Source organism: Azospirillum sp. (assembly GCF_035628975.1).
GTDB lineage: Bacteria > Pseudomonadota > Alphaproteobacteria > Azospirillales > Azospirillaceae > Azospirillum.
In genome coordinates this window covers 38,385-63,736 of the sequence record NZ_DASPIS010000022.1, presented here as the reverse complement: position 1 = coordinate 63,736, position 25,352 = coordinate 38,385, and the positions used below count along the sequence as shown (strand labels likewise).

At 66.5% G+C, this 25,352-nt stretch carries 27 protein-coding genes and 2 tRNA genes; 18 read left to right on the top strand and 11 right to left on the bottom strand.

What is annotated here, in order from left to right; all coding sequences use genetic code 11:
- Nucleotides 1–88: 88 nt before the first annotated feature.
- Nucleotides 89–1,129: a rod shape-determining protein gene (locus VD964_RS04555; protein WP_012974729.1), complete on the bottom strand. Its 1,041-nt coding sequence runs from the start codon at nucleotides 1,127–1,129 to the stop codon at nucleotides 89–91.
- Nucleotides 1,130–1,500: 371 nt separating this feature from the next.
- The gene (locus VD964_RS04550; protein ID WP_349255952.1) at nucleotides 1,501–2,037 is read right to left on the bottom strand and encodes a TIGR00645 family protein; all 537 of its coding nucleotides are present in this window, start codon (nucleotides 2,035–2,037) and stop codon (nucleotides 1,501–1,503) included.
- Nucleotides 2,038–2,245: 208 nt separating this feature from the next.
- On the opposite strand from VD964_RS04550, the gene phoU reads away from it, so the two are divergent.
- Nucleotides 2,246–2,953, top strand: coding sequence for a phosphate signaling complex protein PhoU (gene phoU, locus VD964_RS04545; RefSeq protein ID WP_324866011.1), 708 nt, complete (start codon nucleotides 2,246–2,248; stop codon nucleotides 2,951–2,953).
- Nucleotides 2,954–3,103: 150 nt separating this feature from the next.
- Nucleotides 3,104–3,430, top strand: a complete 327-nt coding sequence (gene hisE, locus VD964_RS04540) for a phosphoribosyl-ATP diphosphatase (RefSeq protein ID WP_014248435.1) — start codon at nucleotides 3,104–3,106, stop codon at nucleotides 3,428–3,430.
- A 39-nt stretch (nucleotides 3,431–3,469) separates the two neighbouring features.
- On the opposite strand, the gene VD964_RS04535 is transcribed toward hisE, so the two are convergent.
- Nucleotides 3,470–4,999: a class I SAM-dependent methyltransferase gene (locus VD964_RS04535; protein ID WP_324866008.1), complete on the bottom strand. Its 1,530-nt coding sequence runs from the start codon at nucleotides 4,997–4,999 to the stop codon at nucleotides 3,470–3,472.
- Nucleotides 5,000–5,239: 240 nt separating this feature from the next.
- Between VD964_RS04535 and VD964_RS04530 the strand changes: the two genes are divergently transcribed.
- A tRNA-Lys gene (locus VD964_RS04530) sits at nucleotides 5,240–5,315 on the top strand.
- 244 nt (nucleotides 5,316–5,559) lie between these two features.
- Here the strand turns inward: VD964_RS04530 and VD964_RS04525 are convergent.
- From VD964_RS04525 to VD964_RS04515, 3 genes are all read right to left on the bottom strand, one after another.
- A complete protein-coding gene (locus VD964_RS04525) occupies nucleotides 5,560–5,982 on the bottom strand; it encodes a hemerythrin family protein (protein WP_324866006.1) in 423 nt (140 codons plus the stop codon).
- Between the two features lie 107 nt (nucleotides 5,983–6,089).
- Nucleotides 6,090–7,904 (bottom strand): M3 family oligoendopeptidase, encoded by a 1,815-nt coding sequence (locus VD964_RS04520; RefSeq protein ID WP_324866004.1) that lies wholly within the window; start codon nucleotides 7,902–7,904, stop codon nucleotides 6,090–6,092.
- A 60-nt stretch (nucleotides 7,905–7,964) separates the two neighbouring features.
- A complete protein-coding gene (locus tag VD964_RS04515) occupies nucleotides 7,965–8,900 on the bottom strand; it encodes a LysR family transcriptional regulator ArgP (protein WP_324865999.1) in 936 nt (311 codons plus the stop codon).
- A gap of 96 nt (nucleotides 8,901–8,996) precedes the next feature.
- Between VD964_RS04515 and VD964_RS04510 the strand changes: the two genes are divergently transcribed.
- Complete coding sequence (locus tag VD964_RS04510) at nucleotides 8,997–9,638, top strand: LysE/ArgO family amino acid transporter (protein WP_324865998.1); 642 nt, start codon at nucleotides 8,997–8,999, stop codon at nucleotides 9,636–9,638.
- On the opposite strand, the gene VD964_RS04505 is transcribed toward VD964_RS04510, so the two are convergent.
- On the bottom strand, nucleotides 9,635–10,567 hold the full coding sequence (locus tag VD964_RS04505) for an NAD(P)/FAD-dependent oxidoreductase (RefSeq protein WP_324865997.1): 933 nt from the start codon (nucleotides 10,565–10,567) through the stop codon (nucleotides 9,635–9,637). The genes VD964_RS04510 and VD964_RS04505 overlap by 4 nt on opposite strands.
- Nucleotides 10,568–10,725: 158 nt before the next feature.
- On the opposite strand from VD964_RS04505, the gene VD964_RS04500 reads away from it, so the two are divergent.
- Nucleotides 10,726–11,163: an Rrf2 family transcriptional regulator gene (locus VD964_RS04500; RefSeq protein WP_324865996.1), complete on the top strand. Its 438-nt coding sequence runs from the start codon at nucleotides 10,726–10,728 to the stop codon at nucleotides 11,161–11,163.
- A 20-nt stretch (nucleotides 11,164–11,183) separates the two neighbouring features.
- On the opposite strand, the gene VD964_RS04495 is transcribed toward VD964_RS04500, so the two are convergent.
- A complete protein-coding gene (locus VD964_RS04495) occupies nucleotides 11,184–11,549 on the bottom strand; it encodes a hypothetical protein (protein WP_324865995.1) in 366 nt (121 codons plus the stop codon).
- 105 nt (nucleotides 11,550–11,654) lie between these two features.
- Between VD964_RS04495 and VD964_RS04490 the strand changes: the two genes are divergently transcribed.
- Together VD964_RS04490 and VD964_RS04485 are read left to right on the top strand one after the other, a co-directional pair.
- A complete protein-coding gene (locus tag VD964_RS04490; protein ID WP_324865988.1) occupies nucleotides 11,655–12,122 on the top strand; it encodes a DUF3574 domain-containing protein in 468 nt (155 codons plus the stop codon).
- A 186-nt stretch (nucleotides 12,123–12,308) separates the two neighbouring features.
- A complete protein-coding gene (locus tag VD964_RS04485) occupies nucleotides 12,309–14,246 on the top strand; it encodes a propionyl-CoA synthetase (RefSeq protein WP_324865984.1) in 1,938 nt (645 codons plus the stop codon).
- An 83-nt stretch (nucleotides 14,247–14,329) separates the two neighbouring features.
- Here VD964_RS04485 and VD964_RS04480 read toward each other — a convergent pair whose 3' ends face one another.
- On the bottom strand, nucleotides 14,330–14,983 hold the full coding sequence (locus VD964_RS04480) for a DsbA family oxidoreductase (RefSeq protein ID WP_324865982.1): 654 nt from the start codon (nucleotides 14,981–14,983) through the stop codon (nucleotides 14,330–14,332).
- Between the two features lie 166 nt (nucleotides 14,984–15,149).
- On the opposite strand from VD964_RS04480, the gene VD964_RS04475 reads away from it, so the two are divergent.
- On the top strand, nucleotides 15,150–15,608 hold the full coding sequence (locus VD964_RS04475; RefSeq protein WP_324865980.1) for a hypothetical protein: 459 nt from the start codon (nucleotides 15,150–15,152) through the stop codon (nucleotides 15,606–15,608).
- A 7-nt stretch (nucleotides 15,609–15,615) separates the two neighbouring features.
- Here VD964_RS04475 and VD964_RS04470 read toward each other — a convergent pair whose 3' ends face one another.
- Both VD964_RS04470 and VD964_RS04465 read right to left on the bottom strand, forming a co-directional pair.
- The gene (locus VD964_RS04470) at nucleotides 15,616–16,014 is read right to left on the bottom strand and encodes a hypothetical protein (protein WP_324865978.1); all 399 of its coding nucleotides are present in this window, start codon (nucleotides 16,012–16,014) and stop codon (nucleotides 15,616–15,618) included.
- Between the two features lie 141 nt (nucleotides 16,015–16,155).
- Entirely contained in the window at nucleotides 16,156–16,443 is a 288-nt protein-coding gene (locus VD964_RS04465) for a hypothetical protein (protein WP_324865976.1), read from the bottom strand.
- Nucleotides 16,444–16,609: 166 nt separating this feature from the next.
- Here VD964_RS04465 and VD964_RS04460 point away from each other — a divergent pair, with 166 nt between their 5' ends.
- The 10 genes from VD964_RS04460 (at nucleotide 16,610) to nuoH (ending at nucleotide 25,343) form a co-directional block, all read left to right on the top strand.
- On the top strand, nucleotides 16,610–16,837 hold the full coding sequence (locus VD964_RS04460; RefSeq protein WP_149222112.1) for a hypothetical protein: 228 nt from the start codon (nucleotides 16,610–16,612) through the stop codon (nucleotides 16,835–16,837).
- Between the two features lie 198 nt (nucleotides 16,838–17,035).
- Nucleotides 17,036–17,112: transfer RNA gene (locus tag VD964_RS04455), tRNA-Asp, on the top strand.
- 314 nt (nucleotides 17,113–17,426) lie between these two features.
- Nucleotides 17,427–17,795 (top strand): NADH-quinone oxidoreductase subunit A, encoded by a 369-nt coding sequence (locus VD964_RS04450; RefSeq protein WP_014248419.1) that lies wholly within the window; start codon nucleotides 17,427–17,429, stop codon nucleotides 17,793–17,795.
- Nucleotides 17,786–18,331 (top strand): NuoB/complex I 20 kDa subunit family protein, encoded by a 546-nt coding sequence (locus VD964_RS04445; protein ID WP_174470176.1) that lies wholly within the window; start codon nucleotides 17,786–17,788, stop codon nucleotides 18,329–18,331. Before VD964_RS04450 ends, VD964_RS04445 begins: the two co-directional genes overlap by 10 nt.
- 94 nt (nucleotides 18,332–18,425) lie before the next feature.
- Nucleotides 18,426–19,055: an NADH-quinone oxidoreductase subunit C gene (locus VD964_RS04440; protein ID WP_014248417.1), complete on the top strand. Its 630-nt coding sequence runs from the start codon at nucleotides 18,426–18,428 to the stop codon at nucleotides 19,053–19,055.
- Nucleotides 19,056–19,162: 107 nt separating this feature from the next.
- Nucleotides 19,163–20,311, top strand: coding sequence for an NADH-quinone oxidoreductase subunit D (locus VD964_RS04435; RefSeq protein WP_414637093.1), 1,149 nt, complete (start codon nucleotides 19,163–19,165; stop codon nucleotides 20,309–20,311).
- The gene (nuoE, locus tag VD964_RS04430; protein WP_014248415.1) at nucleotides 20,308–20,955 is read left to right on the top strand and encodes an NADH-quinone oxidoreductase subunit NuoE; all 648 of its coding nucleotides are present in this window, start codon (nucleotides 20,308–20,310) and stop codon (nucleotides 20,953–20,955) included. The genes VD964_RS04435 and nuoE overlap by 4 nt, the downstream gene beginning before the upstream one ends.
- Before the next feature lie 16 nt (nucleotides 20,956–20,971).
- On the top strand, nucleotides 20,972–22,261 hold the full coding sequence (nuoF, locus tag VD964_RS04425) for an NADH-quinone oxidoreductase subunit NuoF (RefSeq protein WP_310112626.1): 1,290 nt from the start codon (nucleotides 20,972–20,974) through the stop codon (nucleotides 22,259–22,261).
- A gap of 15 nt (nucleotides 22,262–22,276) precedes the next feature.
- On the top strand, nucleotides 22,277–24,340 hold the full coding sequence (nuoG, locus tag VD964_RS04420; protein WP_324865968.1) for an NADH-quinone oxidoreductase subunit NuoG: 2,064 nt from the start codon (nucleotides 22,277–22,279) through the stop codon (nucleotides 24,338–24,340).
- Nucleotides 24,333–25,343, top strand: coding sequence for an NADH-quinone oxidoreductase subunit NuoH (gene nuoH, locus VD964_RS04415; protein ID WP_324865966.1), 1,011 nt, complete (start codon nucleotides 24,333–24,335; stop codon nucleotides 25,341–25,343). Before nuoG ends, nuoH begins: the two co-directional genes overlap by 8 nt.
- The last annotated feature ends 9 nt before the right edge of the window (nucleotides 25,344–25,352 follow it).

Genomic DNA, 25,352 nt, shown 5'->3' with positions numbered 1-25,352 from the left:
TCCCGTCCAGATACGCGGTCCGTCTCCGGCCCTCACCGCCCGGGAGTTGGGCGGCGGACCGGAGGCCTTCCAATCAGGGATACACCAATCAGTAAGCGCTGACCAAGACGTTTCGCAGCGTCTTCATCTCCTCCAGCGCGCGGCCGGTGCCGAGCGCCACGCAGGAGAGGGGATCGTCGGCGATCGACACCGGCAGGCCGGTGGCGTGGCGCAGGACGAAGTCCAGGTTGCCCAGCAGGGCGCCGCCGCCGGTCAGCACGATGCCCTTGTCGACGATGTCGGCGGCCAATTCCGGAGCGGTGTGTTCCAGCGCCACCTTCACCGCTTCGACGATGGCCGAAACGGGTTCGGCCAGCGACTCGGCGATCTGCCGTTCGGAGATGATCAGTTCCTTGGGCACGCCGTTCATCAGGTCGCGGCCCTTGATTTCGAGGATGCGGCCCTCGCCGTCCTCGGGCGGGCAGGCGGAGCCGATTTCCTTCTTGATCCGCTCGGCCGAGCCTTCGCCGACCAGCAGATTGTGGCTGCGGCGGATGTAGCCGATGATGGCCTCGTCCATCTTGTCGCCGCCGACGCGGACGGAACGCGAATAGACGATGCCGCCCAGCGACAGCACGGCCACCTCGGTGGTGCCGCCGCCGATGTCGACGACCATCGAGCCCGTCGGTTCCGTCACCGGAAGCCCGGCGCCGATCGCGGCGGCCATCGGCTCCTCGATCAGGAAGACGCGGCGGGCGCCTGCGGCCTCCGCCGATTCCTGGATCGCCCGGCGTTCCACCGCGGTCGAGCCCGACGGCACGCAGATGATGACCTGCGGGCTGGCGAAGCTGCGGCGGTTGTGAACCTTGCGGATGAAATGCTTGATCATTTCCTCCGCGACTTCGAAATCGGCGATGACGCCGTCGCGAAGCGGCCGGATGGCCTGGATGTTGCCGGGGGTTCGGCCGAGCATCATCTTCGCCTCGTCACCGACGGCGAGGACCTGCTTCTTGCCGCGCACGTTGGCGATGGCGACGACGGACGGTTCATTCAGGACGATGCCGCGGCCCTTGACATAGACCAGGGTGTTGGCCGTCCCCAGATCGATCGCCATGTCGGCGGACAGAACGCCCAGCAGTTTGGAGAGCATGGAGCTGACGAACTCTATCAAAGCGGTTGAGACGGCCGAACCGGCGGAGACTGGCATAGCATGCCCGCCGACGGTTCCATAGTCGAATGCGTCCGCACGCTCAAGCGGAGAGTGCGCCCGGCAGGCCTGACCCGTGTCGCGAAAGCGGTTCCCGGTTGGCCGGTGCCCGCCGCCTCTTGCGGTGTCTGGTGAAGGCAAAACTGGCGGATCAGGGTTAATTTTCCGTCAACAGCCAAACTCTTGAGGTCGGCCCTTGCGGTAAATGCCGTCCCGATCCGCCGAATAGCCGTTCGGCCGGTGTGGCGGTTCAGTGTCTAGTCCGAACCATGCCGTGCCGCAACGGGCAATTGCCCGCCGGTCCGGCGGGATGGTCAGTGATGCTCCGCCCCGGGCTTGTCGGCCGGCTTCGCCGCATGGGCGTGGTGTCCCTCCAGCCGGTCCATGCAGGCCAGCAGCACGCCCGACACCACGAAGGTCATGTGGATGATCACCAGCCACATCAATTCCTCCCGCGAGGTCTGGGACAAATTCATGAAGGCCTTCAGCAGATGAATGCCGGAGATGGCGACGATGGAGGCAATCAGCTTCAGCTTCAGCCCACCGAAGTCGACCTTGCCCATCCAGTCCGGCCGGTCCTCGTGATTGGCCACGTCGATCTTCGAGACGAAGTTCTCGTAGCCGGCGAAGATCACCATCAGCAGAAGATTGCCGGCGAAGGACAGGTCGATCAGCGTGAGCATGGCCAGCAGCACGTCCTTCTCGCTCATGTCCAGCACATGCGGAATGATGTGCAGGATTTCCTGGGTGAACTTCACCAGCAGGGCCATCAGCGAGACCACGAGGCCCAGATAGAAGGGCGCGAGCAGCCAGCGGCTGGCGAAGATGATCTGTTCGAAGCGGCGTTCGATCATGGCGGGTTCGGCACGTCGTTGAGTGGGTAAGATGCAGAGATGACGGATGTGTCGCAATGCTGCGCCGCAAAATCAACCGGGCATTTCAATTGTCGCGCGGAGGGGGGCGGAACCTCCATTCGTCATAGGCATTGTCATCGTACCGTAACGTCGAGACGCTATGGTCGCGGCTTTGGATGAGACCGCCGGGAAGGGTTTGCCGACCATGAAGACCTCCGCTCCGCACATCGTGTCCGCGTTCGAGGACGCGCTGAAGCGGATGAAATCCGCCATCGTGCAGATGGCCGGCGCTGCGGAGACGCAGATCGACCAGGCCCTGACCTGCCTGGCCCAGCGCAACCCCGATCTGGCGCGGGAAATCGTCGAGTCGGACGCGCGACTCGATTCTTTCGAGCATGACATCGAAGCGCACTGCATGCGCCTGCTGGCCCTGCGCCAGCCGGTGGCCGACGACCTGCGCGAGGTCGTGGCGGCGCTGAAGATCGCCGGCAACCTGGAGCGCATCGGCGACCATGCCGCCAACACCGCCAAGCGGGCGGTCGCCATCTTCAGCCTTGCGGAATCGGCCTCGCTGTCGGGCCTGCCGCAGCTCGGCCGGCTGGTGCGCGAGCGGCTCAGCGCCGTGGTGGACGCCTATGTCGACAGCGACAGCGAGGCGGCCTTGCGCATCTGGCGCACCGACGACGAGGTGGATGCTCTCTACACCAGCCTCGTTGCGGAAGTGGAACGGTCTGCCCTGGCGGCACCGGACCAGTTCATGGCGCATATGCACCTGATGATGATCGCCAAGAACCTGGAGCGCATCGGCGACCACGCCACCAACATCGCCGAGGTCGTGCATTTCGTCAGCACCGGCCAGACCTTGCTGGACGAGCGTCCGAAGGCCGACCATTCCTATGATCCGGTGGGCTGAGGCCGTGAAGTGATGCCTGGAGGCGTCACCGCAAGGCATAAGGCGATCGTTCGGCCCGGGACCGGGCCGATGGGGGATAGCATTTCCGTTGCGGAGCGATCACGTTAACGGGATGCCGTTCCCACCCGCAGACGAGACAAGCCCTCCCTGATGACCGACGACCTGATCCGCCTCTATGACGCCATCCTCGACCGCCAGCAGATGGACCCGGCGCAGTCCAAGACCGCCCGGCTGATCGCCGCCGGTCCGAAGAAGATTGCCAAGAAGGTGGGCGAGGAAGCGGTCGAGGTGGCGCTGGATGCCATGAACGAGGACCGCCAGGGGGTCATCAACGAAAGTGCCGACCTGCTGTACAACCTGTCGGTCCTGTGGGCGACGTTGAACATCCACCCGGACGACGTGTTCGCCGAAATCCGCCGGCGCGAAGCGCTTTACGGCATCGCCGAGAAGCTGCCGAAAGTGGTCGCCGAGCGCTGAGCGGGACTGTTGGGGCAACGACGCCGACGCTCCCAACCCTCAAACCACTCCCAAACCTTCCAGCAACGGCAGCCGCCGCTGCACGAAAGCGGCATGCCGGCGCGCCAGTTCCGCCCGGCTGGCCTCATCTCCCTCGCAACGCTCGCCGTCGCGGCCAAGCGTGAGTCCGTCGGCGGACAGGTGGCGCCAGGCGAAGCCGGCGGGGTCCTCACCCAGCCGTGCGGCCAGCAGGAACAATGCCTCGATCCGTGTCACCGGCACCCCGGCGCCCAGCAGCGGGGAGGCGAGCTGCCCCGGCGTATCGCCGAAGCGGTGGCGCTCCAGAACCACGGCGTTGAAGCGCTCGCTCGAGGCTTTGCGTTCGGCAAATCCGTCTTCGGGCATGACCGGCGCCACCAGCGCCAGACTGGTCAGCAGGACCAGCGCGCGCAGCACGGCGTCCTCCCCCTGCGCCGCCAGGGCCGGCCGGGCGAGCAGCGCATCGAGACTCTGCGGCCCCTCGGCCAGTGCCTCGCCCAGCGGCTGGTAGAGCGCCCGCGGGAAGGGCAGGCGGCCGACGGGGGTGGAGGCGACTTCCGGCAAATCGTCGGCGCCCACCAACAGCGCGAACCGGGTCTCACCCAACAGCGCGCGCCGTTCCGCCGGTCCCAGCCGCTCGCCCCCCTTCACGAACAGGTCGCGGCGGAAGCTGCGGTTGGTCATCACGTCGCGCAGGGTCTCGGCCTGGGCCGGGTCACGCGCTTCATCCGCCAAAGCCTGCTGCGCGGGGGACAGGCTGAGGTCGTGCATCTGCTCCATCGGCACGGCGGCGCCGGCGAATTCCAGCTTGGCGGCCGCCATCTCGCGCGCCACATCGGCATGGTAGAACGCCGTCCAGTCGCCGTTGAGGTATTCGTGGGCGATGTAGTTCGGCGACTTGTGGCGCAACTGCTCGATTCGCTCCACCACGCCGTCGGTGGCGCCGAACCAGCCTCCGCCTTGGGCGGCCATCCGCGAGGCGAACTCGACCGCCCGCGCGATGCGGTCCGGCAGGGGACCGTCGCCGTCGGCGCAGCGCTCCACCAGCAGGCGGCGCAACGGCATATGGGCCAACGTGCCGGGCAGGGCGTTGTAGCTGACGAACACGACGCCACCCGGTGCCAGCCGGCGGCGCAGCATGTCGAGCAGGATCGCCCGGTTCTCGGCGCTTACCCAGGACCAGACGCCGTGCAGGGCAACCACGTCCAGCATCGGTCCCTCGCGCCGCGCATGGTCGGCGAAGCTCTCCTCCAGGAAGGTGGCGTTGGCGAGCCCGGCATCGTTGGCCAGCCGCCGGACCCCGGCGATATGCGAAGGGTTGAAGTCCATCGCCTCGAAACTTGCGGCCGGATGGGCGCCGGCCAGCAGCGCGCTGGTCAGCCCGTGGCCGCATCCGGGCTCCGCCATGGTGAAGCAGCCGCGGCGCAGCGCTTCGGGCGGACGCCAACCGCGCAGCGTCAGGGCAAAGCCGAGCAGGGGCGGCGACCAGTCGCGATAGACGGCGCGGATATAGTCGATGCCGCCGACATAGCCTTCCGTCCAGCCGCCCATTCCCGATCTCCCGTTTCGATGCCCGTTATCGACAGCGCCGGTGTAGCCGCCGGGGGCGGAGTCCGGCCACCGAAAAGCGCGCGCCAAAAAATTCACATGGGGTGCGATTTTGCTATCGACAGGCCAAAAGCCCTTCGCTATAAACCGCGCCACACCGGCCGGGACAACGGCTTGGCCGGCGCGATGAACAGTCGGCTGATTTCGGCATAGATTTCAGTCAGGTTCACCGCATCAAGAGATGGGCGCATAGCTCAGTTGGTAGAGCAGCTGACTCTTAATCAGCGGGTCCAAGGTTCGAGTCCTTGTGCGCCCACCATCCATAAGGGGCTGGAACCGAACAGGTTCCGGCCCCTTTCCAATTCCGGGGTTCTGTCGGAGGGCGAGGCGCCTCGCGTGCTGCCCCCTCCCTAACCCTCCCCCGCTCTCGGCCGGGCGAAGGCCGGTCCGATCGCGGGAGAGGGGATTGCCGCCGTTCTTCGGATAGCTTCCACAAGCATCCGGCCCCCTCTCCCATCGAAGGTGGGGGAGGGATGGGGAGGGGGCTACCCGCGGCCGAACCCTCACCCCTCCGCCTGAGCCAGGAAGTCCGCGGTCACACGGTCCATCGTCGCCAGATGGGTGTGGAACCAGTCGGGGAAATGCTCGGTCACGTACAGGCGCGCCCGGTCCTCCTTGCCCTCCGCCAGTTCGGCTTCCATGGCCGCGACCACGTTCAAAACGCGGGCGTGTTCGTCCTTGTGACAATGCAGGGCGAAGAAGCCGTGCTGCGTCATCAGCGCGTTTTCGCGGGCGAAATGCTCGCGCAGATGCTTGGCGAAAGCGGCAAAAGGGGCCTGGAGCTGCCCGGCCGGCGCGTTGCAGGCCGCCTGCAACAGGGCGACGGAATCGACATGGTCGCGGTCCATGACCGCAAAGCCGAGGAGGGGGACGTCAGCGGCAGGGGCGGCGGCTTGGTCGGCGGCGGGCGTGGCGGTTGCAAGCATGGCGGGGCTTCCTGAAACGAAGATGGCCTTCGGAGACGACGCTCCGAAGGCCACCATACCCGCACAGCCGTCATGGTCTCTTGACGGCGGTCAAGACACCCAAATCGTCAGCCCTTCGCCTCCCCACCCTCCAGCTCGTCGATGAAGCCGCGGATGACGCCGAGGCCCTTCTGCCAGAAGGCTGGGTCGGAGGCGTCCAGCCCGAAGGGAGCCAGCAGCTCCTTGTGGCGCAGCGTACCGCCGGCCGACAGCATCGCCAGATACTTCTCGGCGAAGCCCTCCTCCGCATCCTGGTAGACCGCGTAGAGCGAGTTCACCAGGCAGTCGCCGAAGGCATAGGCGTAGACGTAGAAGGGCGAGTGGATGAAGTGGGGGATGTAGGACCAGTAGTGCCGGTATCCCTCGTCGAAGCGCAACGCCGGGCCGAGGCTTTCGGTCTGCACCGCCATCCAGATTTCGCCGATGCGGTCCGACGTCAGCTCGCCCTCGCTCCGCTCGGTGTGGACGCGGCGTTCGAAGTCGAAGAAGGCGATCTGGCGCACCACCGTGTTCAGCATGTCCTCGACCTTGCCGGCCAGCATGATGCGGCGGCGTTTCGGGTCGGTCTCCGCCGCCAGCAAGGCGCGGAAGGTCAGCATCTCGCCGAACACCGACGCGGTTTCCGCCAGGGTCAGCGGGGTGTCGGACAGGAAATGGCCCTGTTTGCCGGCCAGGATCTGGTGGACGCCATGTCCCAGCTCATGCGCCAGCGTCATCACGTCGCGGGTCTTGCCCTGGTAGTTGACCAGCAGATAGGGGTGGACGCTGGGCACGGTCGGGTGGGCGAAGGCGCCCGGCGCCTTGCCGGGCCGGACCGGCGCGTCGATCCAGGGATTGTCGAAGAAGCGCTTGCCCAGGCTGGCGAGGTCGGGAGAGAAGCGGCCATAGGCGCCGAGCACGATGTCGCGGGCCTCTTCCCACGGGATGCTGCGGTCGGCATCCTCGGGCAGCGGGGCATTGCGGTCCCAATAGTCCAGATGGTCCTGGCCGAACCACTTGGCCTTCATTGCGTAATAGCGGTGGGACAGGTCCGGATAGGCGCCCTTGACGGCGGAGACCAGCGCGTCGACCACCTCGTCCTCGACCCGGTTGGACAGGTTGCGGGCGGAGGTCGGCGTCGGGTAGTTGCGCCAGTCGTCCTCGATCTCCTTGTCCTTGGCCAGCGTGTTGGTGATCAGCGCGAACAGCCGCGCATTCTTGCCCAGCACCTTGCCCACCACCTCGCCGGCCTCGCGGCGTACGACGGGGTTGCGGTCGGACAGGCGGTTCAGCGCCTCCGCACAGGTCAGGTCCTTTCCGCCCATGGGGAAGCGCAGGCTGGCGATGGTCTCGTCGAACAGGCGGTTCCAGGCGGCGCGGCCGACGACATGCTTCTCGTGCAGCAGCCGCTCGATCTCGTCTGACAGCTGGTGGTCGCGGTAGAGGCGGACGTCGCGCAGCCACGGCTCGTAATGGCGCAGCGCCGAGGATGCCTTCTGCTTGGCCGCCAGATCGCCCTCGTCCAGCCGGTTGATCTCCAGCGTGAAGAAGATCAGGTGGGCGGAGATGTCGTTCACCCGTTCCTGCGCCGACTGGTAGAACTTGGCGATGGTCGGGTCGACCATGTTGCCGTTGTAGACCAGCCCGGCATAGGACATGACCCGCGACAGCGTCTCGTCGATGTCCTCATAGCTGCGGATAGCGGCGGCCAATTCGTCGCCCTTCAGCGTGGCCAGCTTGCCGGCATAGCGTTCGCGGAAGGCCTTGCACTCCCGCTCCATCCGGTCGAGATCGGCCTTCAGCTCCGGCGACTCCATGCCGGGATAGAGATCGCTCAGGTCCCAGGTGGGAAGCGCACCCAGTTCGGCGGTGTCGTTTGCGGCCGTGGCGGCGCTGCTGGTCATCGAATCCCTCCAGAGATTGGTTGGATCCATATAAGCGCGCACGCGCCGCGGGCAAAGTCCTCATGCGTCCGGCGGGCTTGCGCCGCTCTCCTCTCCGTCGGCGGGATGCAACGCCCGCCGGCCGGCGCGCAGGACGGCACGCGACAGCTCGGCCAGCGCTGTTCCGGCGATGCGGCTCTGCTGCCAATGCAGCGGCACGTCCAGTGGATGGCCGGGCACCAGTTCCACCAGCCGGCCGGCGGAGAGATGGTCGGCCACCAGCGGGTCGGGGTTCATCCCCCATCCAAGCCCGGCCAGCGCCCCATCGACGAAGGCATGGGTGGAGGGAAGCCAATGAGTGGGCGGAGTCGGCAGGTGTCCCGGTGCGGTGTTTGCCAGCACCAGACGCAGCCATTGCGCCTGCAGCCGGTCCTTGCGGTTGAAGGTCAGGCAGGGCGCGCGGGACAGGGCGTCGGCGGTGACGCCGTCCGGGAAGTGGCGGCGCATGTAGCCGGGGCTTGCGGTCGCGCGGTAACGCAGCGCGCCCAGCGGGTGGCTGTTGCAGCCGGGAACCGGCGCCGCGCTGGCGGTGACGGCGGCCAGCACCTCGCCCTTGCGCAGCCATTCGGCGCTGTGGTCCTGGTCATCCAGAACCAGATCGAACAGGCAGCCGGGCATCTCGGCCATCGCCGCGACGAACCAGGTGGCGAGGCTGTCGGCGTTCACCGCGACGCGCAGGGTGGCCGGCCCCTCCGCCGGGATCAGGCCGGGCAGGGCGCCGCGCAGTTCGCTTTCAAGCAACGCCACCCGCTCCACATGCTGGCACAGGCGCTGACCGGCCGCCGTCCCGGTGCAAGGCTGGCCGCGCACCACCAGGACGCTGCCCAGCCGTTCCTCCAGCAGCTTGACCCGCTGCGACACGGCCGAAGGCGTGACGTGCAACTGCTGGGCGGCGCGTTCGAAGCTGCCGGTGCGGATCACGGCGGCCAGCGCCATCAGCAGCGGATAGTCCAGCATGGATTAGCTCCACTTAACCAGGGCAAGAAGGATTAAGTAGGGCAAAGGTCAGTCGGATGGTAGCGGATTGGCATCCACCGACTCCGGAACCGCGCCATGACCGACCCCTTCGCCGCCTCCCTGTTTTCCTCCGTGCTGCTCACCGCCTTCCTGCCGGGCCTGTTCCTAGGCTTCAGCCTGATCGTCGCCATCGGAGCACAGAACGCCTTCGTGCTGCGTCAGGGCTTGCGCAACGAACATGTGTTGGCGATCTGCGCCACCTGTGCCCTGTCCGACGCGGTGCTGATCCTGGTCGGAGTGAGCGGGTTCGCCACGGCCGGTGCGCGCTGGCCATGGCTGGAACCGTTGATGCGCTATGCCGGTGCCGCGTTCCTGCTGGTCTATGGGTTGCGCAGCGCCCGATCCGCCCTGCGCAGCGGGGCTGGGCTGGCTCCGGCGGACCGGGAACCGGCCGGGCTGCTGCCGGCGCTGCTGACCTGTCTGGCGCTGACCTGGCTGAACCCGCATGTCTATCTGGACACGGTGGTGCTGGTCGGTTCCGTCTCCGCCCGCTTCGCCGAGGCGCGGGGGGCCTTCGCGCTGGGGGCGATGACGGCGTCCTTCCTGTTCTTCTTCGCGCTCGGCTATGGCGCCCGCCTGCTGCGCCCGCTGTTCGCCCGGCCGGCGTCCTGGCGGGTGATGGACGGCGTCATCGCCCTGGTGATGTGGGCCATCGCCGCCGGTTTGCTGATCGGTTAGGGGCGGGCGAACAGGGCTTCGTCCTCGCAGAACAGCAGCGACCGGTGCAGCGCCGTTCCGGCCATGGTGCCGGCACCGACGGCCAGCGCCACCGATCCCGCCGCCCGTGCCGCGTCGCCGCAGGCGAAGACACCGGGGACGCTGGTCTCCTGCATCGCATCGACCCGGATGTGGGTGCCGAGCGGTCCATCCTCGGTCGCGCATCCCAATTGTGCCGCCAGTGGACTTGCGATGCGGCTTTTCGGCAGCACGAACAGGCCGGCGAAGGGCAGAACCCGCCCATCGTCAAGCGCGACCTCTGCCGCATCGCCGCCGATCCCGGTGACGGGGCTGGTTTCGACGGCAACCCCGCGCCGGGCCAGATGGGCCGACTGGTCGGCGTCGGGCACGAACGCCCCGTTCAGAAGCAGTGTCGTCGGTCCCCAGTCCGGCAGCATCAGCGCATGGTGCATGGACTGCCCGGACACGGCGACGACGCCGATCCGGCCCTGCATCAACTCGTAGCCGTGACAGTAGGGGCAGTGGAAGACGGAGCGGCCCCAGCGTTCCTTAAGGCCGGGAATCGCCGGCAACTCGTCGATCACACCGACGGCGAGCAGCAGCCGGCGCCCCCGGTGGGCAATTCCATTCGAATCGGTGATCCGAACCCCCTCGGCGGTCCGCGCGGCATCCTCGGCCCGGCCGGTCCTCCAAGTGACGGTGGGATAGCGCATCAGTTGGTCGCGGGCCTCTGCGGCGATGTCTCCCGGCGGGCGGCCGTCCTGGCCGAGGAAGCCATGCGAGTGGGAGGCGAAGCGGTTGCGCCGGACCCCCTCGTCGATCACCAGCACCCGGCGCCGGGCGCGTGCCAGCTGAAGCGCGGCGGCGATGCCGGCATAGCTGCCGCCGACGATGATCGCGTCGTAGGTCGTCGGATCGTTTGCGTCCATGGCTTTTGTCTTTCCAGGGATTGGCAGGGTGCGCCGTTCGCGCCCTTTCACGACACACGATAAGTTACATGAACGGGCGTGGTCAATGTGCCATGTAACTTATGAAGTGGCCTGAGTGCGAGGCCGCCCGGCGCAACACCGGAAGGAACCGAGCATCGATGAGACAGGACAGCCGCCTATCCCGCATGCTGCATGTGCTGATCCACATGGACCGGCATGACGGCGCCCTGACGTCGGAGGCGATCGCAGCCATGCTGAACACGAATCCGGTGGTCATCCGCCGGACCATGGCGGGTCTGCGCGATGCCGGACATGTACGGTCGGAAAAGGGTCATGGCGGCGGCTGGCGGCTGGCCCGGCCGCTGAACGAAATCACGCTGCTGGACATCCACCGGGCATTGGGGGAGCCGGGGATCTTCGCCATCGGCCCGACGGCGGACGAGCCGAGCTGTCTGGTGGAGCAGGCCGTGAATGCCGCCCTGGACGGGGCGCTGCGCGAGGCGGAGGCGGTGCTCGTCCGCCACCTCGGGCAGGTGACGCTTGCCGACCTCGCCGCCGATTTCGATCGGAGGATGACCGCGCTGGGGAGGCGGTGAGGGCGGCGCCTATCGCGCGCTCACTCCGCTCCGGACGTTTCCCCCTCCTGCGCCCGCCGGATCGCCGCCTCCACGCATTGCAGGTGCAGCTTCTTGCGGGCGAGCTGGCGGGCGCGGCGTTCCTCGAGATCGGTGGTGGCCATCGCTTCGATGCTGCAGCCGCGCCAGCCGTTGGCGTCCAGCGCGCGGGCGACCTCCGCATAGCCGAAATAGCCCTTCTCCGGCTGCTCCCACGGTGCGCGGAAATCGGCGCGACGCAGGACGAAGCGGTTGGACTGGCTGCCGCCGCCCAAGTTGGTGAGACGGGCCACGATCAGGCGCTCGCCGTTGCCGTGGACGACGGTCAGGATCGGGCGAATCCCGGTGATTGGTGGATCAATGGCCATGATCCATGCATAACGGTCCGGGGGCGTCCTGACCAGAGCATCGCTGATCTCCATGCCGCCCGCACGACTTGACGCGCCATCCGGCGCCAGAACGGAGTCTCGCCGATGCGTCCCGTCCCGACTCTGCCGTCAGTGCTTCTCCCGCTCCTGCTGCTGAGCGGTCCGGCCGCGGCGCAGCTGGCGCCCCCTTCCACGCAGCCTGCCCTCGCTCCGGCTGCGGCGGCGCTGGCTTGCGAGGCCTATTCCGCCGCCCCGATGATCGAGGCGCATCTGTTCTTCGGCCGCAACATCGGTGCGGACGTGGGCGTCAGCGACCGCGACTGGGCCGATTTCCTGGATGGGGAGGTGACGCCGCGCTTCCCCAACGGCCTGACCGTCATCGACGCCTCCGGCCACTGGCGTGACAGCGAGACCGGCCGTCTGATCCGGGAGCCGAGCAAGGTGCTGACCCTGCTGGCCGAAGGCGGGCCGGCGACCTTGGCGCTCATCCGTGAAATCGTCGAATCGTACAAGGAGCGGTTCCACCAGCAGTCGGTCGGACTCGCCATCCGGCCGGTCTGCGTTTCCTTTTGAATTCCAGGTTCCGGAACGGTGTTTCACCAATGGGGAATGCGACAGCTCGCCGCACCCCCGACCTTCTGACATTTGCCAGCACTTATGCTTTTGTCGCAGATTGTGGAGGCTGCGTAACGGATCGTTTCGCGGCCGAGAGGAAATACGCACCGAATAGTACCAAAATAGAACGAGGGACGCCCTGCCATGAGCCCGACCGCCAGCACCACGACTGCAGAGCTTTTCGACCAGATGCATGCCCGTTCCCTGTCGGACCCAGCCGGGTTCTGGGGCGAGGCGGCAAAGGACATTTCCTGGTTCAAGCCGTGGGACAAGGTGCTGGACGACAGCAACGCGCCCTTCTACCGCTGGTTCACCGGCGGGGAGCTGAACACCTGCTACAACGCGGTCGATCGCCATGTGGAAGGCGGTCGCGGCGCGCAGGCGGCGATCATCTATGACAGCCCGGTCACCCAAACCGTCCAGACCATCACCTATGCCGAGCTGCAGGATCAGGTCGCCCGCTTCGCCGGCGCGCTGCGCGCCCAGGGCGTGGAGAAGGGCGATCGCGTCCTCCTCTACATGCCGATGATTCCGCAGTCGGTCGTCGCCATGCTGGCCTGCGCCCGCCTGGGCGCCGTGCATTCGGTGGTGTTCGGCGGCTTCGCCCCGCACGAGTTGGCGACCCGCATCGACGACGCCAAGCCGAAGGCCATCGTCTCCGCCTCCTGCGGCATCGAGCCGAACCGCATCGTCAAGTACAAGCCGATGCTGGACTCCGCCATCGAACAGTCGGCCCACAAGCCCAGCAGCGTCATCGTCTATCAGCGCCCGCAGGAGACGGCGACGCTGGTCGCCGGCCGCGACGTCGACTGGATGGAAGCCGTGGCGAAGGCGGAGCCGGCGGAATGCGTGCCCGTCGAGGCGACCGACCCGCTCTATATCCTCTACACCTCCGGCACGACCGGGCAGCCCAAGGGCGTGGTGCGCGACAACGGCGGCCATGCGGTGGCGCTGCGCTGGACCATGACCAACATCTACAACGTCAAGCCCGGCGAGGTGTATTGGGCGGCGTCGGATGTGGGCTGGGTCGTCGGCCACTCCTACATCGTCTATGCGCCGCTGCTGACCGGCTGCACCACCGTGGTGTTCGAAGGCAAGCCGGTCGGCACCCCGGATCCGGGTACCTTCTGGCGCGTGATCGAGCAGCACAAGGTCGGCACCCTGTTCACCGCGCCGACCGCCTTTCGCGCCATCAAGCGCGAGGATCCGGACGCCAATTACCTGAAGAAGTACGACCTGTCGCACTTCCGCGCCCTGTTCCTGGCCGGCGAGCGGTCGGACCCCGACACGCTGCACTGGGCCGAGGACAATCTGAACGTTCCGGTCATCGACCACTGGTGGCAGACCGAGACCGGCTGGGCTATTTCCGGCAACCCCCTGGGCGTGCACCTGTTCCCGATCAAGTACGGCTCCGCCACCCGCCCGATGCCGGGCTGGGACGTGCGGGTGCTGAATGCCGAGCTGAAGGAGGTTCCGCGCGGCGACATCGGCGCCATCTGCGTCAAGCTGCCGCTGCCTCCGGGCACGCTGCCGACGCTGTGGAACGCCGACGAGCGATTCAAGAAGTCCTACCTGGCCGATTACCCGGGCTATTACCAGACCGGCGATGCCGGCTTCATCGACGATGACGGCTATGTCTATGTCATGGCGCGCACCGACGACATCATCAACGTCGCCGGCCACCGCCTGTCCACCGGCGCCATGGAAGAGGTGTTGTCGAGCCACAAGGACGTCGCCGAATGCGCGGTGATCGGCGTGGCCGACGACCTGAAGGGTCAGGTGCCGCTGGGCTTCGTCTGTCTGAAGGCCGGCGTCACCCGGCCGCATGAGGAGATCGTCAAGGAGGTCGTCCAGCTGGTGCGCGAACAGATCGGCCCGGTCGCCGACTTCAAGCGTGCCTTGGTGGTCGACCGTCTGCCGAAGACCCGTTCGGGCAAGATCCTGCGCGGCACCATGCAAAAGATCGCCGACAGCCAGGACTACAAGATGCCGGCGACCATCGACGATCCGGGCATCCTGCCGGAGATCGCCGATGCGCTGAAGACGCTGGGCTACGCCAAGACCACCAGCACGCCGGCCTGATCTCTACAGCCTGATCTCTGCGGCCTGATCGGGACGACATGGAAAAGGGCGGCTTTCGGGCCGCCCTTTTTCATTCCGGGGTTTCAGCCGGAAACAACCGACAAATTCTCCGGTTCCTCGCTGCCGAGGTCGAGCAGCGGCAGGAAACTCGCCGGCTCCTGCGCGCCGGACAGCGCGTAGCGGCGGTTGAAGATGTAGCAGGGAACCGCCTGCAGTCCCATTTGGCGGGCCAGTGCATCGGCGGCATGTACCGAAGCCGATTCGGCGTCGGTGGACAGCTGGCGCCGCGTCTCGACAAAATCCAGGCCCAACCCGGCGGCGACGCTGGCCAGCGCGTCCCGGTCGCCGATGTCCACGCCCTCGACGAAATAGGCCGCGAACAGCGCATCGGCCATCGCGTTGCCCAGCCCGTGGCGCCCGGCTATTCGGACCAGCCGGTGCGCGTCGAAGCTGTTGGGCGTGCGCTGGATGCGGTCGAGCGCCAGCGGCAGCCCGTCGCGTGCCGCCGTGTCCTCCACCACCCGGTGAATTTGCCGGGCCCGCTCCCCGCCGCCGAACTTCGCGGCCAGATAATCGTCGCGCGACATTCCGCCCCGCGGCATGTCCGGATTCAGTTGGAACGGTTGCCAGCGGATTTCCGGGCGCAGGCCGGGCCGTTGCATCAGCGCCCGGTCGAGCCGGCGCTTGCCGATGTAGCACCAGGGGCAGATCAGGTCGGCGAAGGTTTCGATCAGCATCCCGCCACTATCCGCGCCTCTCCGGCCGGCGGCAACCGCTTCTTCCACGTCTTCCGCAGAGCGCAAAGCACCTGCAACCGTTTATTAACCGAGTTGGCCCGACAGTCCTCCATGGTTCCCGCGGTCTTGACGCGGCTGGCGGACATATCCCGGTGGACGATTCCCGATGAGCAATTCCTACGTCGACGGCAAGGTCCGCGAAGCGATCCTGGCGGCCAAGGGCAGCCGGATGAACGCGCAGAAGATCCTGATGGCCTGGGCCGTCGAGGATCCCGACCTGCTGCGCGGGATCGCCCAGCCCTTCCTGAAGGCCATCGCCGCCGCCGCCATCGAGCGTGCCGGCCGTCCGCCCAGCCGGAACGCGTCCGCGCGTCCGGCGGCCGGCGGCGGGGCAGGGGGTGGGCGGCCGTCCGCCTCGGGCCTCAGCCGCGATGCGCTTGAAAACCTGCTGAACCAGTTGGGCCGCGATTCAGGGGAACCGGTTCCCCAGCGCGGCGCCCCCGCCGGCAAGGCTGCGGCGGCTGCAAAGGGGGCCACCGTTCACGACGCCCCGGCCGGCGGGCCGACGCATGAGAAGGCGATGATGGCGATCGCCAAGGCCTTCGTCGCCAAGAAGGTGCGCTGAGAGTCCCCTAGGTTCCGTTGTTCGACGTATAGGGCGTGGCGTCGTCGAACCAGCCTCTTTTGCGCGGCACCGTCCGGATGTCCGGCGGCGGGCTGGCAAGCGCCGTGTTGCCGTTGCGGTAGGGATCGGGAATGTGGTGGCAATCGACATCAGCCAGCGTGCGGTAGCAATAAATCCGCGAGCGGTCGATCACCACCTTGTCCGGGCAGTAATCGCCGGTCTGCTCGAAGCTGATGATCGAACAGTCGCGGCCGGTGGCGGCCGACACCAGATGATCGCCGATGGTCTTCTTGGTGGCGTTCAGCGTCACCACATCCGCGCCGGCCGCCGCCAGCCCGAGCGGGGAGGTGCAGCCGGCCAACGCCATAACCGGCCCTGCCAGGGCAATGGCCAGCCAACCCCGCATCGACGCCGTCCGTCCCATGCCCATCGTCATCCGGCCCCTGTTGCCATGCGCGCACCGCTCGTGGTCCGCCGCATTCCGCAATTGCGCGCGAGCGCGGTTAACAAGCGGTGAATTCAGTCATACGGCTCGTCCTTGCGATCCTCAACGCGCCAGCGCACAGACCCGAGACCGGCACTGCACGACGACGAAGGCGTCCTTGTCCTCGCTGCAGCCGATCTTGAAAGTCGTCGATCCCTCGCGCCCGACGGTATAGCGCAGCACCTCAACCTTGGCCGGGGTGCAGTTGCCCATGGACTTGGCGATCTCCTTCGCCTCCGCCTGCGCGGCGGAGACATTGGAGGCGGCTGGCGCCGGTCCTGCGGCCGGGACGAGGCCGGCGGCCAGCAGAAGCACGCCGAGGCTGCGGCGGAATGAAACATGGAACGGCATGGCCGGACTATCGCATGGCGTGGCCCCTGTTCGGAAGAGGTGCCTCCGAAATGTCGCAGCGTGCGATTCCCGCCGCCCCGCCGCGATGAAGCTGCTATCCTGCAGACGCAACCGAAACACCGGCGGCCGATGGCCGGCCGCAGAAATCCACGGGCTGGGGAAACGCATGACTTCGAACGACCGGCGGCTCGGCGACCGCATCCTCGCCGCACTCGAATTGGCGCTGGAACAGAAGCATCTGGACGTCGCCGAGCATCTCGCCCGGGCCCTGGAAGAAACCCTGACCCGCTTCGGCGGACCTGATGCGGTCGACCACCGGGAGCTGTCGGCCGGCATGATCCAGGCCTTCGACCGCCTGGAAGCGCTGCGCCGGGAGGCGCATCAACTGCCTTGAGCAGGGCAGGGGAACGGACAGAACCCGATCAGCGGGCTCGGCATTAATTTTTTGCAATTTGGTGATTGACAGGCGGCCTCCCGGGCGACTACAAACCGCCCACCGAACGACGGGGGCCTCAACGGTCCCGGTGAAAACAGCAGGCAGTTCAAAGCGTTGGCTTTGCGGTTGGCTGGTGTCGAAGCAAAGTCGCTCTGCGCGGGTGTAGCTCAGTTGGTTAGAGCGCCGGCCTGTCACGCCGGAGGCCGCGGGTTCAAGTCCCGTCACTCGCGCCACTTTCCTTTTAAAATTTCGCTGTCATTCGCCAGTATGGCCCAAGGACTCGCTAATCGCGGGTCCTTTTTCGCATGCGAATAGTCTACCCTTTGCCCTTTTTTAAAAACGTGGTATTACCAGGCTCTACCGCAGGGACCGACTTGTCCTTCCGCGTAGTGAAAAGCGATTCAAAGCGCTTTCCTTGCCCACGGTCTCGGCATATATTCCGGCCCGTCTGATGGGCTAATCCAAGGCATGGCTGCCACGGCTTTGCGCTTCCGCCGATTTCCGGCTGGAACGGCGCCCGTGGTCGTGGGCTTATGGGAGGAACGCGGTGTCGACTCCGCTGATCATTGAGTATCTTCCGATCCTGGTGTTTCTGCTGATCGGCATCGCGCTGGCCGCGGTGATGGTTGGGGCATCCTACGTCATCAGCCCGAAGAACCCGGACGCCGAGAAGGTCTCCCCCTACGAATGCGGCTTCGAGCCGTTCGAGGACGCGCGCACCAAGTTCGACGTGCGGTTCTACCTGGTCTCGATCCTGTTCATCATCTTCGACCTGGAAGTCGCCTTCCTGTTCCCGTGGGCGATCGCCCTCGGCGACATCGGGCTGTTCGGCTTCTGGTCGATGATGCTGTTCCTGGGCATCCTGACCATCGGCTTCATTTATGAGTGGAAGAAAGGAGCTCTGGAATGGGAGTAGAGGTCGCCAAGCCGCTGGCGCCGATTCCGCCCGGACCGGAACAGGACGCCTACATCCGCGCGGTCTCCGACGAGATCCAGGACAAGGGCTTCGTGCTGGCGAAGTACGAGGACCTGCTGGCCTGGGCCCGGACCGGCTCGCTGTGGCCGATGACCTTCGGTCTGGCCTGCTGCGCGGTGGAGATGATCCACGCCTATATGAGCCGGTATGACCTGGACCGTTTCGGCGTGATCCCGCGTCCCAGCCCGCGCCAGTCCGACTGCATGATCGTCGCCGGCACCCTGACCAACAAGATGGCCCCCGCGCTCCGCAAGGTCTACGACCAGATGCCGGAGCCGCGCTGGGTGATCTCCATGGGGTCCTGCGCCAACGGCGGCGGTTATTATCACTATTCCTACGCCGTGGTTCGTGGCTGTGACCGGATCGTTCCGGTCGACATCTATGTCCCCGGCTGCCCGCCGACGGCGGAGGCGCTGATCTACGGCATCCTCCAGCTCCAGAAGAAGATCAAGCGCGGCAACCGCATCGCCCGCTGACCACGGCGTACCGTTCCCGCCCGCAGCCATGCCGCTGCCGGGCGGGACGAACGACAAGCGCGCTGAAGACAAGTAGGAAGGCAGGGTCCCACCCATGTCCGAACAGGCGTTGAAGGAACTCGGGGACGTCATCGCGGCCAAACTCGGCGGCGACGTCCTGAAGGTCGAGGTGAGGCTCGGCGAGCTGATGGTGACGGTCAAACGGCCGGCCATCCTGACGGTGCTGACCGCGCTGCGCGACGATCCGGCCACCCGGTTCGAGCAGCTGACCGACATCACCGCGGTCGATTACCCGGATCGCGTCGAGCGGTTCGAGGTCGTCTATCAGCTGCTCAGCTACACCCACAACCGGCGCATGCGCGTGAAGCTGGCCACCGACGAGGACACGCCCGTTCCGTCGGCCGTTTCCGTCTTCAGCGCGGCCAACTGGTTCGAGCGCGAGGTGTGGGACCTGTTCGGCATCTTCTTCGAGAATCATCCGGACCTGCGCCGCATCCTCACCGACTACGGGTTCGAGGGGCACCCCTTCCGCAAGGACTTCCCGCTGACCGGCTATGTCGAGGCCCGGTACGACGAGGACCAGAAGCGCGTGATCTACGAGCCGGTCCGTCTGACCCAGGATTTCCGCGCCTTCGACTTCCTCAGCCCGTGGGAAGGCATGACCAACGTCATGCTGCCCGGCGATGAGAAGGCGGCCCTCCAGGACGGGAGCAAGAAGCCGTGAGCATGACCGTTTCGACCGAATCGGCGACCGGCGTCGTCACGACTGGCCCCACTGGGCCGATCAGCGCGTCGGGGCCTGAGACCAAGACGCAGATCAAGCCCTACACGATGAATTTCGGGCCGCAGCACCCGGCCGCCCACGGCGTGCTCCGTCTGGTGATGGAGCTGAACGGCGAGGTCGTGGAGCGCTGCGATCCGCACATCGGCCTGCTGCACCGCGGCACCGAAAAGCTGATCGAGTACAAGACCTACGTCCAGGCCGTGCCGTATTTCGACCGCCTGGATTATGTCAGCCCGATGTGCATGGAGCATGCCTATGTGCTCGGCATCGAGAACCTGCTGCAGATCAAGGCGCCGCTGCGCGCCCAGTACATCCGCGTGCTGTTCTCGGAGATCACGCGCATCCTGAACCACATCCTGTCGATCACGACGGGCGCACTCGACGTCGGTGCCATCACGCCGGCTCTGTGGGGCTTCGAGGAACGCGAAATCCTCATGGAGTTCTACGAGCGCGTGTCGGGTGCCCGCCTGCACGCCAACTATTTCCGGCCCGGCGGCGTCGCCTGGGACCTGCCGGACGGCCTGCTGGACGACATCTGGGCCTTCACCGAGCGTTATCCGAAGTTCATGGACGACCTCGAAAGCCTGCTGACCGAGAACCGCATCTTCAAGCAGCGTACGGTCGACATCGGCATCGTCACCAAGGAGGAGGCGCTCGATTGGGCCTTCACCGGTCCGATGCTGCGCGGCTCCGGCGTCGCCTGGGACCTGCGCAAGTCGCAGCCCTACGAGGTCTATGACCGCATGGAGTTCGACGTCCCGGTCGGCGTGACCGGCGACTGCTGGGCGCGCTATCTCGTGCGCATGGAGGAGATGCGGCAGTCGCTGCGGATCATCCGCCAGTGCTGCAAGGAGATGCCGGCCGGCCCCTACAAGATCGAGGACCGGAAGGTGTCGCCGCCGCCGCGCGGCGAGATGAAGCGCTCGATGGAAGCGCTGATCCACCACTTCAAGCTCTTCACCGAGGGCTTCCACGTCCCCGCCGGCGAGACCTACACCGCCATCGAAGCGCCCAAGGGCGAATTCGGCGTGTATCTGGTGTCCGACGGCACCAACAAGCCCTACCGCTGCAAAATCCGCGCGCCGGGCTTTGCCCATCTTCAGGGCCTGGACTTCATGTCGAAGGGTCACATGCTGGCCGACGCCGTCGCCAACATCGCCTCGATGGACATCGTTTTCGGAGAAATCGATCGATGAGCGCGCCCGCTTCCGATCACGGCCACGCCGAGCCGACGAGCTTCACCTTCACTCCTGAAAACCTGGAGCTGGCGAAGCGCATCATCGCCAAGTACCCGCAGGGCAAGCAGGCCAGCGCCTGCATGCCGCTGCTGGACGTGGCCCAGCGCCAGAACGGCGGCTGGCTGCCGCGCGTCGCCATGGACGCCGTGGCCGACCTGCTCGGCATGCCGCGCATCCGCGTGTACGAGGTCGCGACCTTCTACACGATGTACAACAAGAACCCGGTCGGCCGGCACCACATCCAGGTCTGCACCACCACGCCCTGCTGGCTGCGCGGGTCGGACGACATCGTCCACACCTGCAAGAAGAAGCTCGGCATCGAGGTGGGCGAGACCACGGCCGACGGCCAGTTCACGTTGGGCGAGGTCGAGTGCTCGGGCGCCTGCGTCAACGCGCCGGTTGTGCAGATCGGCGACGATTACTACGAAGACGTGGCCCCGGAGCATATGGAGCGCATCCTCGACGCGCTGGCGCGCGGCGAGACGCCGAAGCCGGGTTCGCAGACCGGCCGTCAGTCGTCGGAGCCGGTCGGCGGCCCGACGACGCTGAAGGCCTTTACCACCGCGCAAGCGGACGCCAACACCGCGCAAGCGGACGATTGAGGGGGAGGGGACAGCGATGCTTCGCGATGAGGACCGCATCTTCACCAACCTCTACGGCTACCAGGACTTCGGTCTCGAGGCGGCCCGCAAGCGCGGTGACTGGGACAACACGGCGTCCTTCCTGGCCAACGGCCGGGACTGGATCATCGAGCAGGTGAAGGAATCGGGGTTGCGCGGCCGCGGCGGCGCCGGCTTCTCGACCGGCATGAAGTGGTCCTTCATGCCGAAGAACGTGACCGACAAGCCCGTCTACCTCGTCATCAACGCCGACGAGGGCGAGCCCGGCACCTGCAAGGACCGCGACATCCTGCGCCACGATCCGCACAAGCTGATCGAAGGCTGCCTGATCGCCGGTTTCGCCATCGGTGCCAGCGCCTGCTACATCTACATCCGCGGCGAGTTCTACAACGAGGGCTCCAACGTCCAGCGCGCCATCGACGAGGCGTATGCGGCGGGGCTGATCGGCAAGAACGCCTGCGGCACCGGCTACAATTACGACGTCTACATCCACCGCGGTGCGGGCGCGTATATCTGTGGCGAGGAAACCGCGCTCATCGAATCGATCGAGGGCAAGAAGGGCCAGCCGCGCAACAAGCCGCCGTTCCCCGCCCAGGCCGGTCTCTATTCCTGCCCGACCACGGTGAACAACGTCGAATCCATTGCGGTTGTTCCCACCATCCTGCGTCGCGGCGCCTCCTGGTTCGCCGGCCTCGGCCGTCCGAAGAACTCGGGCACCAAGCTCTTCTGCATCTCCGGGCACGTGAACAATCCGTGCAACGTGGAAGAGGAGATGGGCATCCCGCTGAAGGAGCTGATCGAAAAGCATGCCGGCGGCGTGCGCGGCGGCTGGGACAACCTGCTGGGCATCATCCCCGGCGGCTCGTCGGTCCCGGTGCTGCCGAAGTCGATCTGCGACACCGTCCTGATGGACTTCGACAGCCTGCGCGAAGTGCAGTCCGGCCTCGGCACCGCCGCGGTGATCGTGATGGACAAGTCCACCGACATCGTGAAGGCCATCGCCCGCCTGTCGCAGTTCTATGCGCATGAGTCCTGCGGCCAGTGCACGCCGTGCCGCGAGGGCACCGGCTGGATGAACCGCGTCATGCAGCGCATGGTCACCGGCAATGCCCGCATGGAAGAGATCGACATGCTGCTGCAGGTCACCAAGCAGGTCGAAGGCCACACCATCTGCGCGCTCGGCGACGCCGCCGCCTGGCCGATCCAGGGCCTGTTCCGCCACTTCCGTCCGGAAGTCGAGCGGCGCATCCAGGCCTACCGCAACAGCGCCCCGCTGGCGGCCGAGTAAGGAGTTCCCGTTCCCATGCCGAAACTGACCATCGACGGGATCGAGATCGAGGTCGAGCCGGGCACCTCGATCCTCCAGGCTTGCGAGCAGCTGGGGATCGAGATTCCGCGCTTCTGCTACCACGAGCGCCTCAGCGTGCCGGCCAACTGCCGCATGTGCCTGGTGGAGATGGAGCGCGCGCCCAAGCCGGTCGCATCCTGCGCCATGCCCTGCGGCGACGGAATGGTCGTCCGCACCAACAGCGAGACCGTCCTGAAGGCTCGCAAGGGCGTCATGGAATTCCTGCTGATCAACCACCCGCTGGATTGCCCGATCTGCGATCAGGGCGGCGAGTGCGATCTGCAGGACCAGGCCATGGCCTACGGCTTCGACCGCGGCCGCTACGGCGAGAACAAGCGGGCGGTCAACGACAAGTATATGGGTCCGGTCATCAAGACCATCATGACCCGTTGCATCCATTGCACCCGCTGCATCCGCTTCATCAACGAAGTGGCCGGTGTTCCCGATGTCGGCGCCGTCTATCGCGGCGAGCATATGGAGATCACCACCTTCGTCGAGAAGGCGATCGGCTCGGAGCTGTCGGGCAACCTCGCCGACGTCTGCCCGGTCGGTGCGCTGACCCACAAGCCCTACGCCTTCACGGCCCGTCCGTGGGAACTGCGCAAGACCGAGACCATCGACGTCCTCGACGCCGTCGGCTCGAACATCCGCGTCGACGCCCGCGGCGCCGAGGTGATGCGCGTCCTGCCGCGCGTCAACGACGACATCAACGAGGAGTGGCTGAACGACAAGAGCCGCTACTCCTATGACGGTCTGAAGCGTCAGCGCCTGGACCGCCCCTACATCCGCCAGAACGGCAAGCTGGTCCCGGCCAGCTGGGCCGAGGCCTTCACCGCCATCGCGGCGCGTCTGAAGGGCCTGCCCGGCAACCGCATCGCCGCCATCTCCGGCGATCTGGTCGATGTTGAGGCGCAGTTCGCGCTGAAGGAGCTGCTGTCGCGTCTGGGTTCCGCGAACCTGGATTGCCGCCAGGACGGTGCGCGGTTCGACACCTTGGTGCGCGCCGGCTACCTGTTCAACTCGGGCATCGCTGGCATCGAGAAGGCCGACGTGATCCTGCTGGTCGGCACCAACCCGCGCTGGGAAGGCACGCTGGTCAACGCCCGCATCCGCAAGCGCTATCTGGCCGGCGGCGTCACCATCGCCTCCATCGGCGAGCAGCGTGATCTGACCTATCCCTACAGCGTGATCGGCTCCGGTCCGGAGACGCTGCAGCAACTGGTCGACGGCAGCCACCCGTTCGCCGAAACCCTGCGCACCGCCAAGAATCCGATGATCATCGTCGGCATGGGCGCCTTCCAGCGCGCCGACGGTCTCGCGGTACAGGCCGCCGCCCGTCTGGTCGGCGAGGCCTACGGAATGTTCCGCGACGACTGGAACGGCTTCAACGTGCTGCACACCGCCGCGGCGCGTGTCGGCGGCATCGAGGCCGGCTTCCTGCCGGGCGAAGGCGGTCGCGACGTTCACGGGATCCTCGACGGCGCGTCGAAGGGCGAGATCGACGTGGTCTACCTGCTGGGCGCCGACGAGATCGACACGGCCAAGCTGGGCAATGCCTTCGTCGTCTATCAGGGCCACCATGGCGATGCCGGCGCCCACCGCGCCGACGTCATCCTGCCGGGTGCCGCCTATACCGAGAAGAACGCGGTCTACGTCAACACCGAAGGCCGTCCGCAGCTCGCCCGTCTCGCGGTCTTCCCGCCCGGCGAAGCGCGCGAGGACTGGAAGATCGTCCGCGCCCTGTCGGAAGTCCTGGGCACCACGCTGCCCTTCGACACCCATGGCCAGCTGCGCCAGCGGCTGATGGCTGCGAACCCGATCTTCGGTGCGATCGGCGAGATGACCCCGGCCGCCTGGGCGCCGTTCGGCGCGCAGGGCCCGGTCGACGCCGCTCCCTTCGTGACGCCGATCACCAACTTCTACATGACCGACCCGATCAGCCGGGCATCGGTGACGATGGCCAACTGCACGGAAGCGCTGGTGGGCCCTGCTCAGGAGAGGACTGGCACCCATGGCTGAGTTCTGGAGCGGCTTCCTCCTGCCGCTGATCATTATGGTCCTGCAAATCCTGGCGATCACGGTGCCCCTGCTGGTGGCGGTCGCCTTCATGACCTATGCCGAGCGCAAGATTATGGGCGCGATGCAACTGCGCCAGGGTCCGGCCATCGTTGGCCCCTTCGGCCTGATGCAGCCCTTCGCCGACGGCCTGAAGCTGTTCGCGAAGGAGCAGATCCTGCCGGAAGGCGCCAACCGGATCGTCTTCTACATCGCCCCGATGCTCACCTTCTTCCTGGCGTTGATCGCCTGGGCGGTCATCCCGTTCGACTATGGGGTGGTGCTGTCCAACATCAACGTCGGCGTGCTGTACCTGTTCGCGATTTCCTCGCTGGGCGTGTACGGCATCGTGATGGCCGGCTGGGCGTCGAACTCGCGCTACGCCTTCCTGGGCGCGCTGCGCTCCGCGGCGCAGATGGTGTCCTACGAGGTCTCGATGGGCCTCATCATCATCACCGTGCTGCTCTGCGTCGGGTCGCTGAACCTGACCGACATCGTGAAGGCGCAGGAAACGGTGTGGTTCGCCATCCCGCTGCTGCCGATGTTCGTGATGTTCTTCATCTCGGCGCTCGCAGAAACCAACCGCGCCCCGTTCGATCTGCCGGAAGGCGAATCGGAACTGGTCGCCGGCTTCATGGTGGAATACAGCTCCGCTCCCTTCGCGCTCTTCTTCCTTGGCGAATACGCCAACATGATCCTGATGAGCGCGATGACGAGCATCCTGTTCCTCGGCGGCTGGCTGCCTCCGCTGCCCTTCGCGCCCTTCACCTGGGTGCCGGGCATCGTGTGGTTCGCGCTGAAGATCGCGCTGTGCCTGTTCACCTTTGTCTGGGTTCGCGCCACCATGCCGCGCTACCGCTACGACCAGCTGATGCGGCTGGGTTGGAAGGTTTTCCTGCCCTTCTCGCTGTTCTGGGTCGTGCTCACCGCCGGTGTCCTGGTGACCTTCGGCTGGCTGCCCAAGTAAGCGGGCCCC

What these genes read in the sequence shown, in the direction of transcription:
- VD964_RS04515 (WP_324865999.1), bottom strand. Translation starts at nt 8,900, where the DNA reads ATGCTGGACTATCCGCTGCTGATGGCGCTGGCCGCCGTGATCCGCACC.
- VD964_RS04510 (WP_324865998.1), top strand. Translation starts at nt 8,997, where the DNA reads ATGACCGACCCCTTCGCCGCCTCCCTGTTTTCCTCCGTGCTGCTCACC.
- VD964_RS04495 (WP_324865995.1), bottom strand. Translation starts at nt 11,549, where the DNA reads ATGGCCATTGATCCACCAATCACCGGGATTCGCCCGATCCTGACCGTC.
- nuoE (WP_014248415.1), top strand. Translation starts at nt 20,308, where the DNA reads ATGAGCGCGCCCGCTTCCGATCACGGCCACGCCGAGCCGACGAGCTTC.
- VD964_RS04475 (WP_324865980.1), top strand. Translation starts at nt 15,150, where the DNA reads ATGAGCAATTCCTACGTCGACGGCAAGGTCCGCGAAGCGATCCTGGCG.
- VD964_RS04555 (WP_012974729.1), bottom strand. Translation starts at nt 1,129, where the DNA reads ATGCTCTCCAAACTGCTGGGCGTTCTGTCCGCCGACATGGCGATCGAT.
- nuoG (WP_324865968.1), top strand. Translation starts at nt 22,277, where the DNA reads ATGCCGAAACTGACCATCGACGGGATCGAGATCGAGGTCGAGCCGGGC.
- VD964_RS04485 (WP_324865984.1), top strand. Translation starts at nt 12,309, where the DNA reads ATGAGCCCGACCGCCAGCACCACGACTGCAGAGCTTTTCGACCAGATG.
- VD964_RS04535 (WP_324866008.1), bottom strand. Translation starts at nt 4,999, where the DNA reads ATGGGCGGCTGGACGGAAGGCTATGTCGGCGGCATCGACTATATCCGC.
- VD964_RS04465 (WP_324865976.1), bottom strand. Translation starts at nt 16,443, where the DNA reads ATGCCGTTCCATGTTTCATTCCGCCGCAGCCTCGGCGTGCTTCTGCTG.
- VD964_RS04480 (WP_324865982.1), bottom strand. Translation starts at nt 14,983, where the DNA reads ATGCTGATCGAAACCTTCGCCGACCTGATCTGCCCCTGGTGCTACATC.
- phoU (WP_324866011.1), top strand. Translation starts at nt 2,246, where the DNA reads ATGAAGACCTCCGCTCCGCACATCGTGTCCGCGTTCGAGGACGCGCTG.
- VD964_RS04460 (WP_149222112.1), top strand. Translation starts at nt 16,610, where the DNA reads ATGACTTCGAACGACCGGCGGCTCGGCGACCGCATCCTCGCCGCACTC.
- VD964_RS04470 (WP_324865978.1), bottom strand. Translation starts at nt 16,014, where the DNA reads ATGCGGGGTTGGCTGGCCATTGCCCTGGCAGGGCCGGTTATGGCGTTG.
- nuoH (WP_324865966.1), top strand. Translation starts at nt 24,333, where the DNA reads ATGGCTGAGTTCTGGAGCGGCTTCCTCCTGCCGCTGATCATTATGGTC.
- hisE (WP_014248435.1), top strand. Translation starts at nt 3,104, where the DNA reads ATGACCGACGACCTGATCCGCCTCTATGACGCCATCCTCGACCGCCAG.
- VD964_RS04505 (WP_324865997.1), bottom strand. Translation starts at nt 10,567, where the DNA reads ATGGACGCAAACGATCCGACGACCTACGACGCGATCATCGTCGGCGGC.
- VD964_RS04435 (WP_414637093.1), top strand. Translation starts at nt 19,163, where the DNA reads ATGAATTTCGGGCCGCAGCACCCGGCCGCCCACGGCGTGCTCCGTCTG.
- VD964_RS04445 (WP_174470176.1), top strand. Translation starts at nt 17,786, where the DNA reads ATGGGAGTAGAGGTCGCCAAGCCGCTGGCGCCGATTCCGCCCGGACCG.
- VD964_RS04525 (WP_324866006.1), bottom strand. Translation starts at nt 5,982, where the DNA reads ATGCTTGCAACCGCCACGCCCGCCGCCGACCAAGCCGCCGCCCCTGCC.
- VD964_RS04500 (WP_324865996.1), top strand. Translation starts at nt 10,726, where the DNA reads ATGAGACAGGACAGCCGCCTATCCCGCATGCTGCATGTGCTGATCCAC.
- nuoF (WP_310112626.1), top strand. Translation starts at nt 20,972, where the DNA reads ATGCTTCGCGATGAGGACCGCATCTTCACCAACCTCTACGGCTACCAG.
- VD964_RS04440 (WP_014248417.1), top strand. Translation starts at nt 18,426, where the DNA reads ATGTCCGAACAGGCGTTGAAGGAACTCGGGGACGTCATCGCGGCCAAA.
- VD964_RS04490 (WP_324865988.1), top strand. Translation starts at nt 11,655, where the DNA reads ATGCGTCCCGTCCCGACTCTGCCGTCAGTGCTTCTCCCGCTCCTGCTG.
- VD964_RS04520 (WP_324866004.1), bottom strand. Translation starts at nt 7,904, where the DNA reads ATGACCAGCAGCGCCGCCACGGCCGCAAACGACACCGCCGAACTGGGT.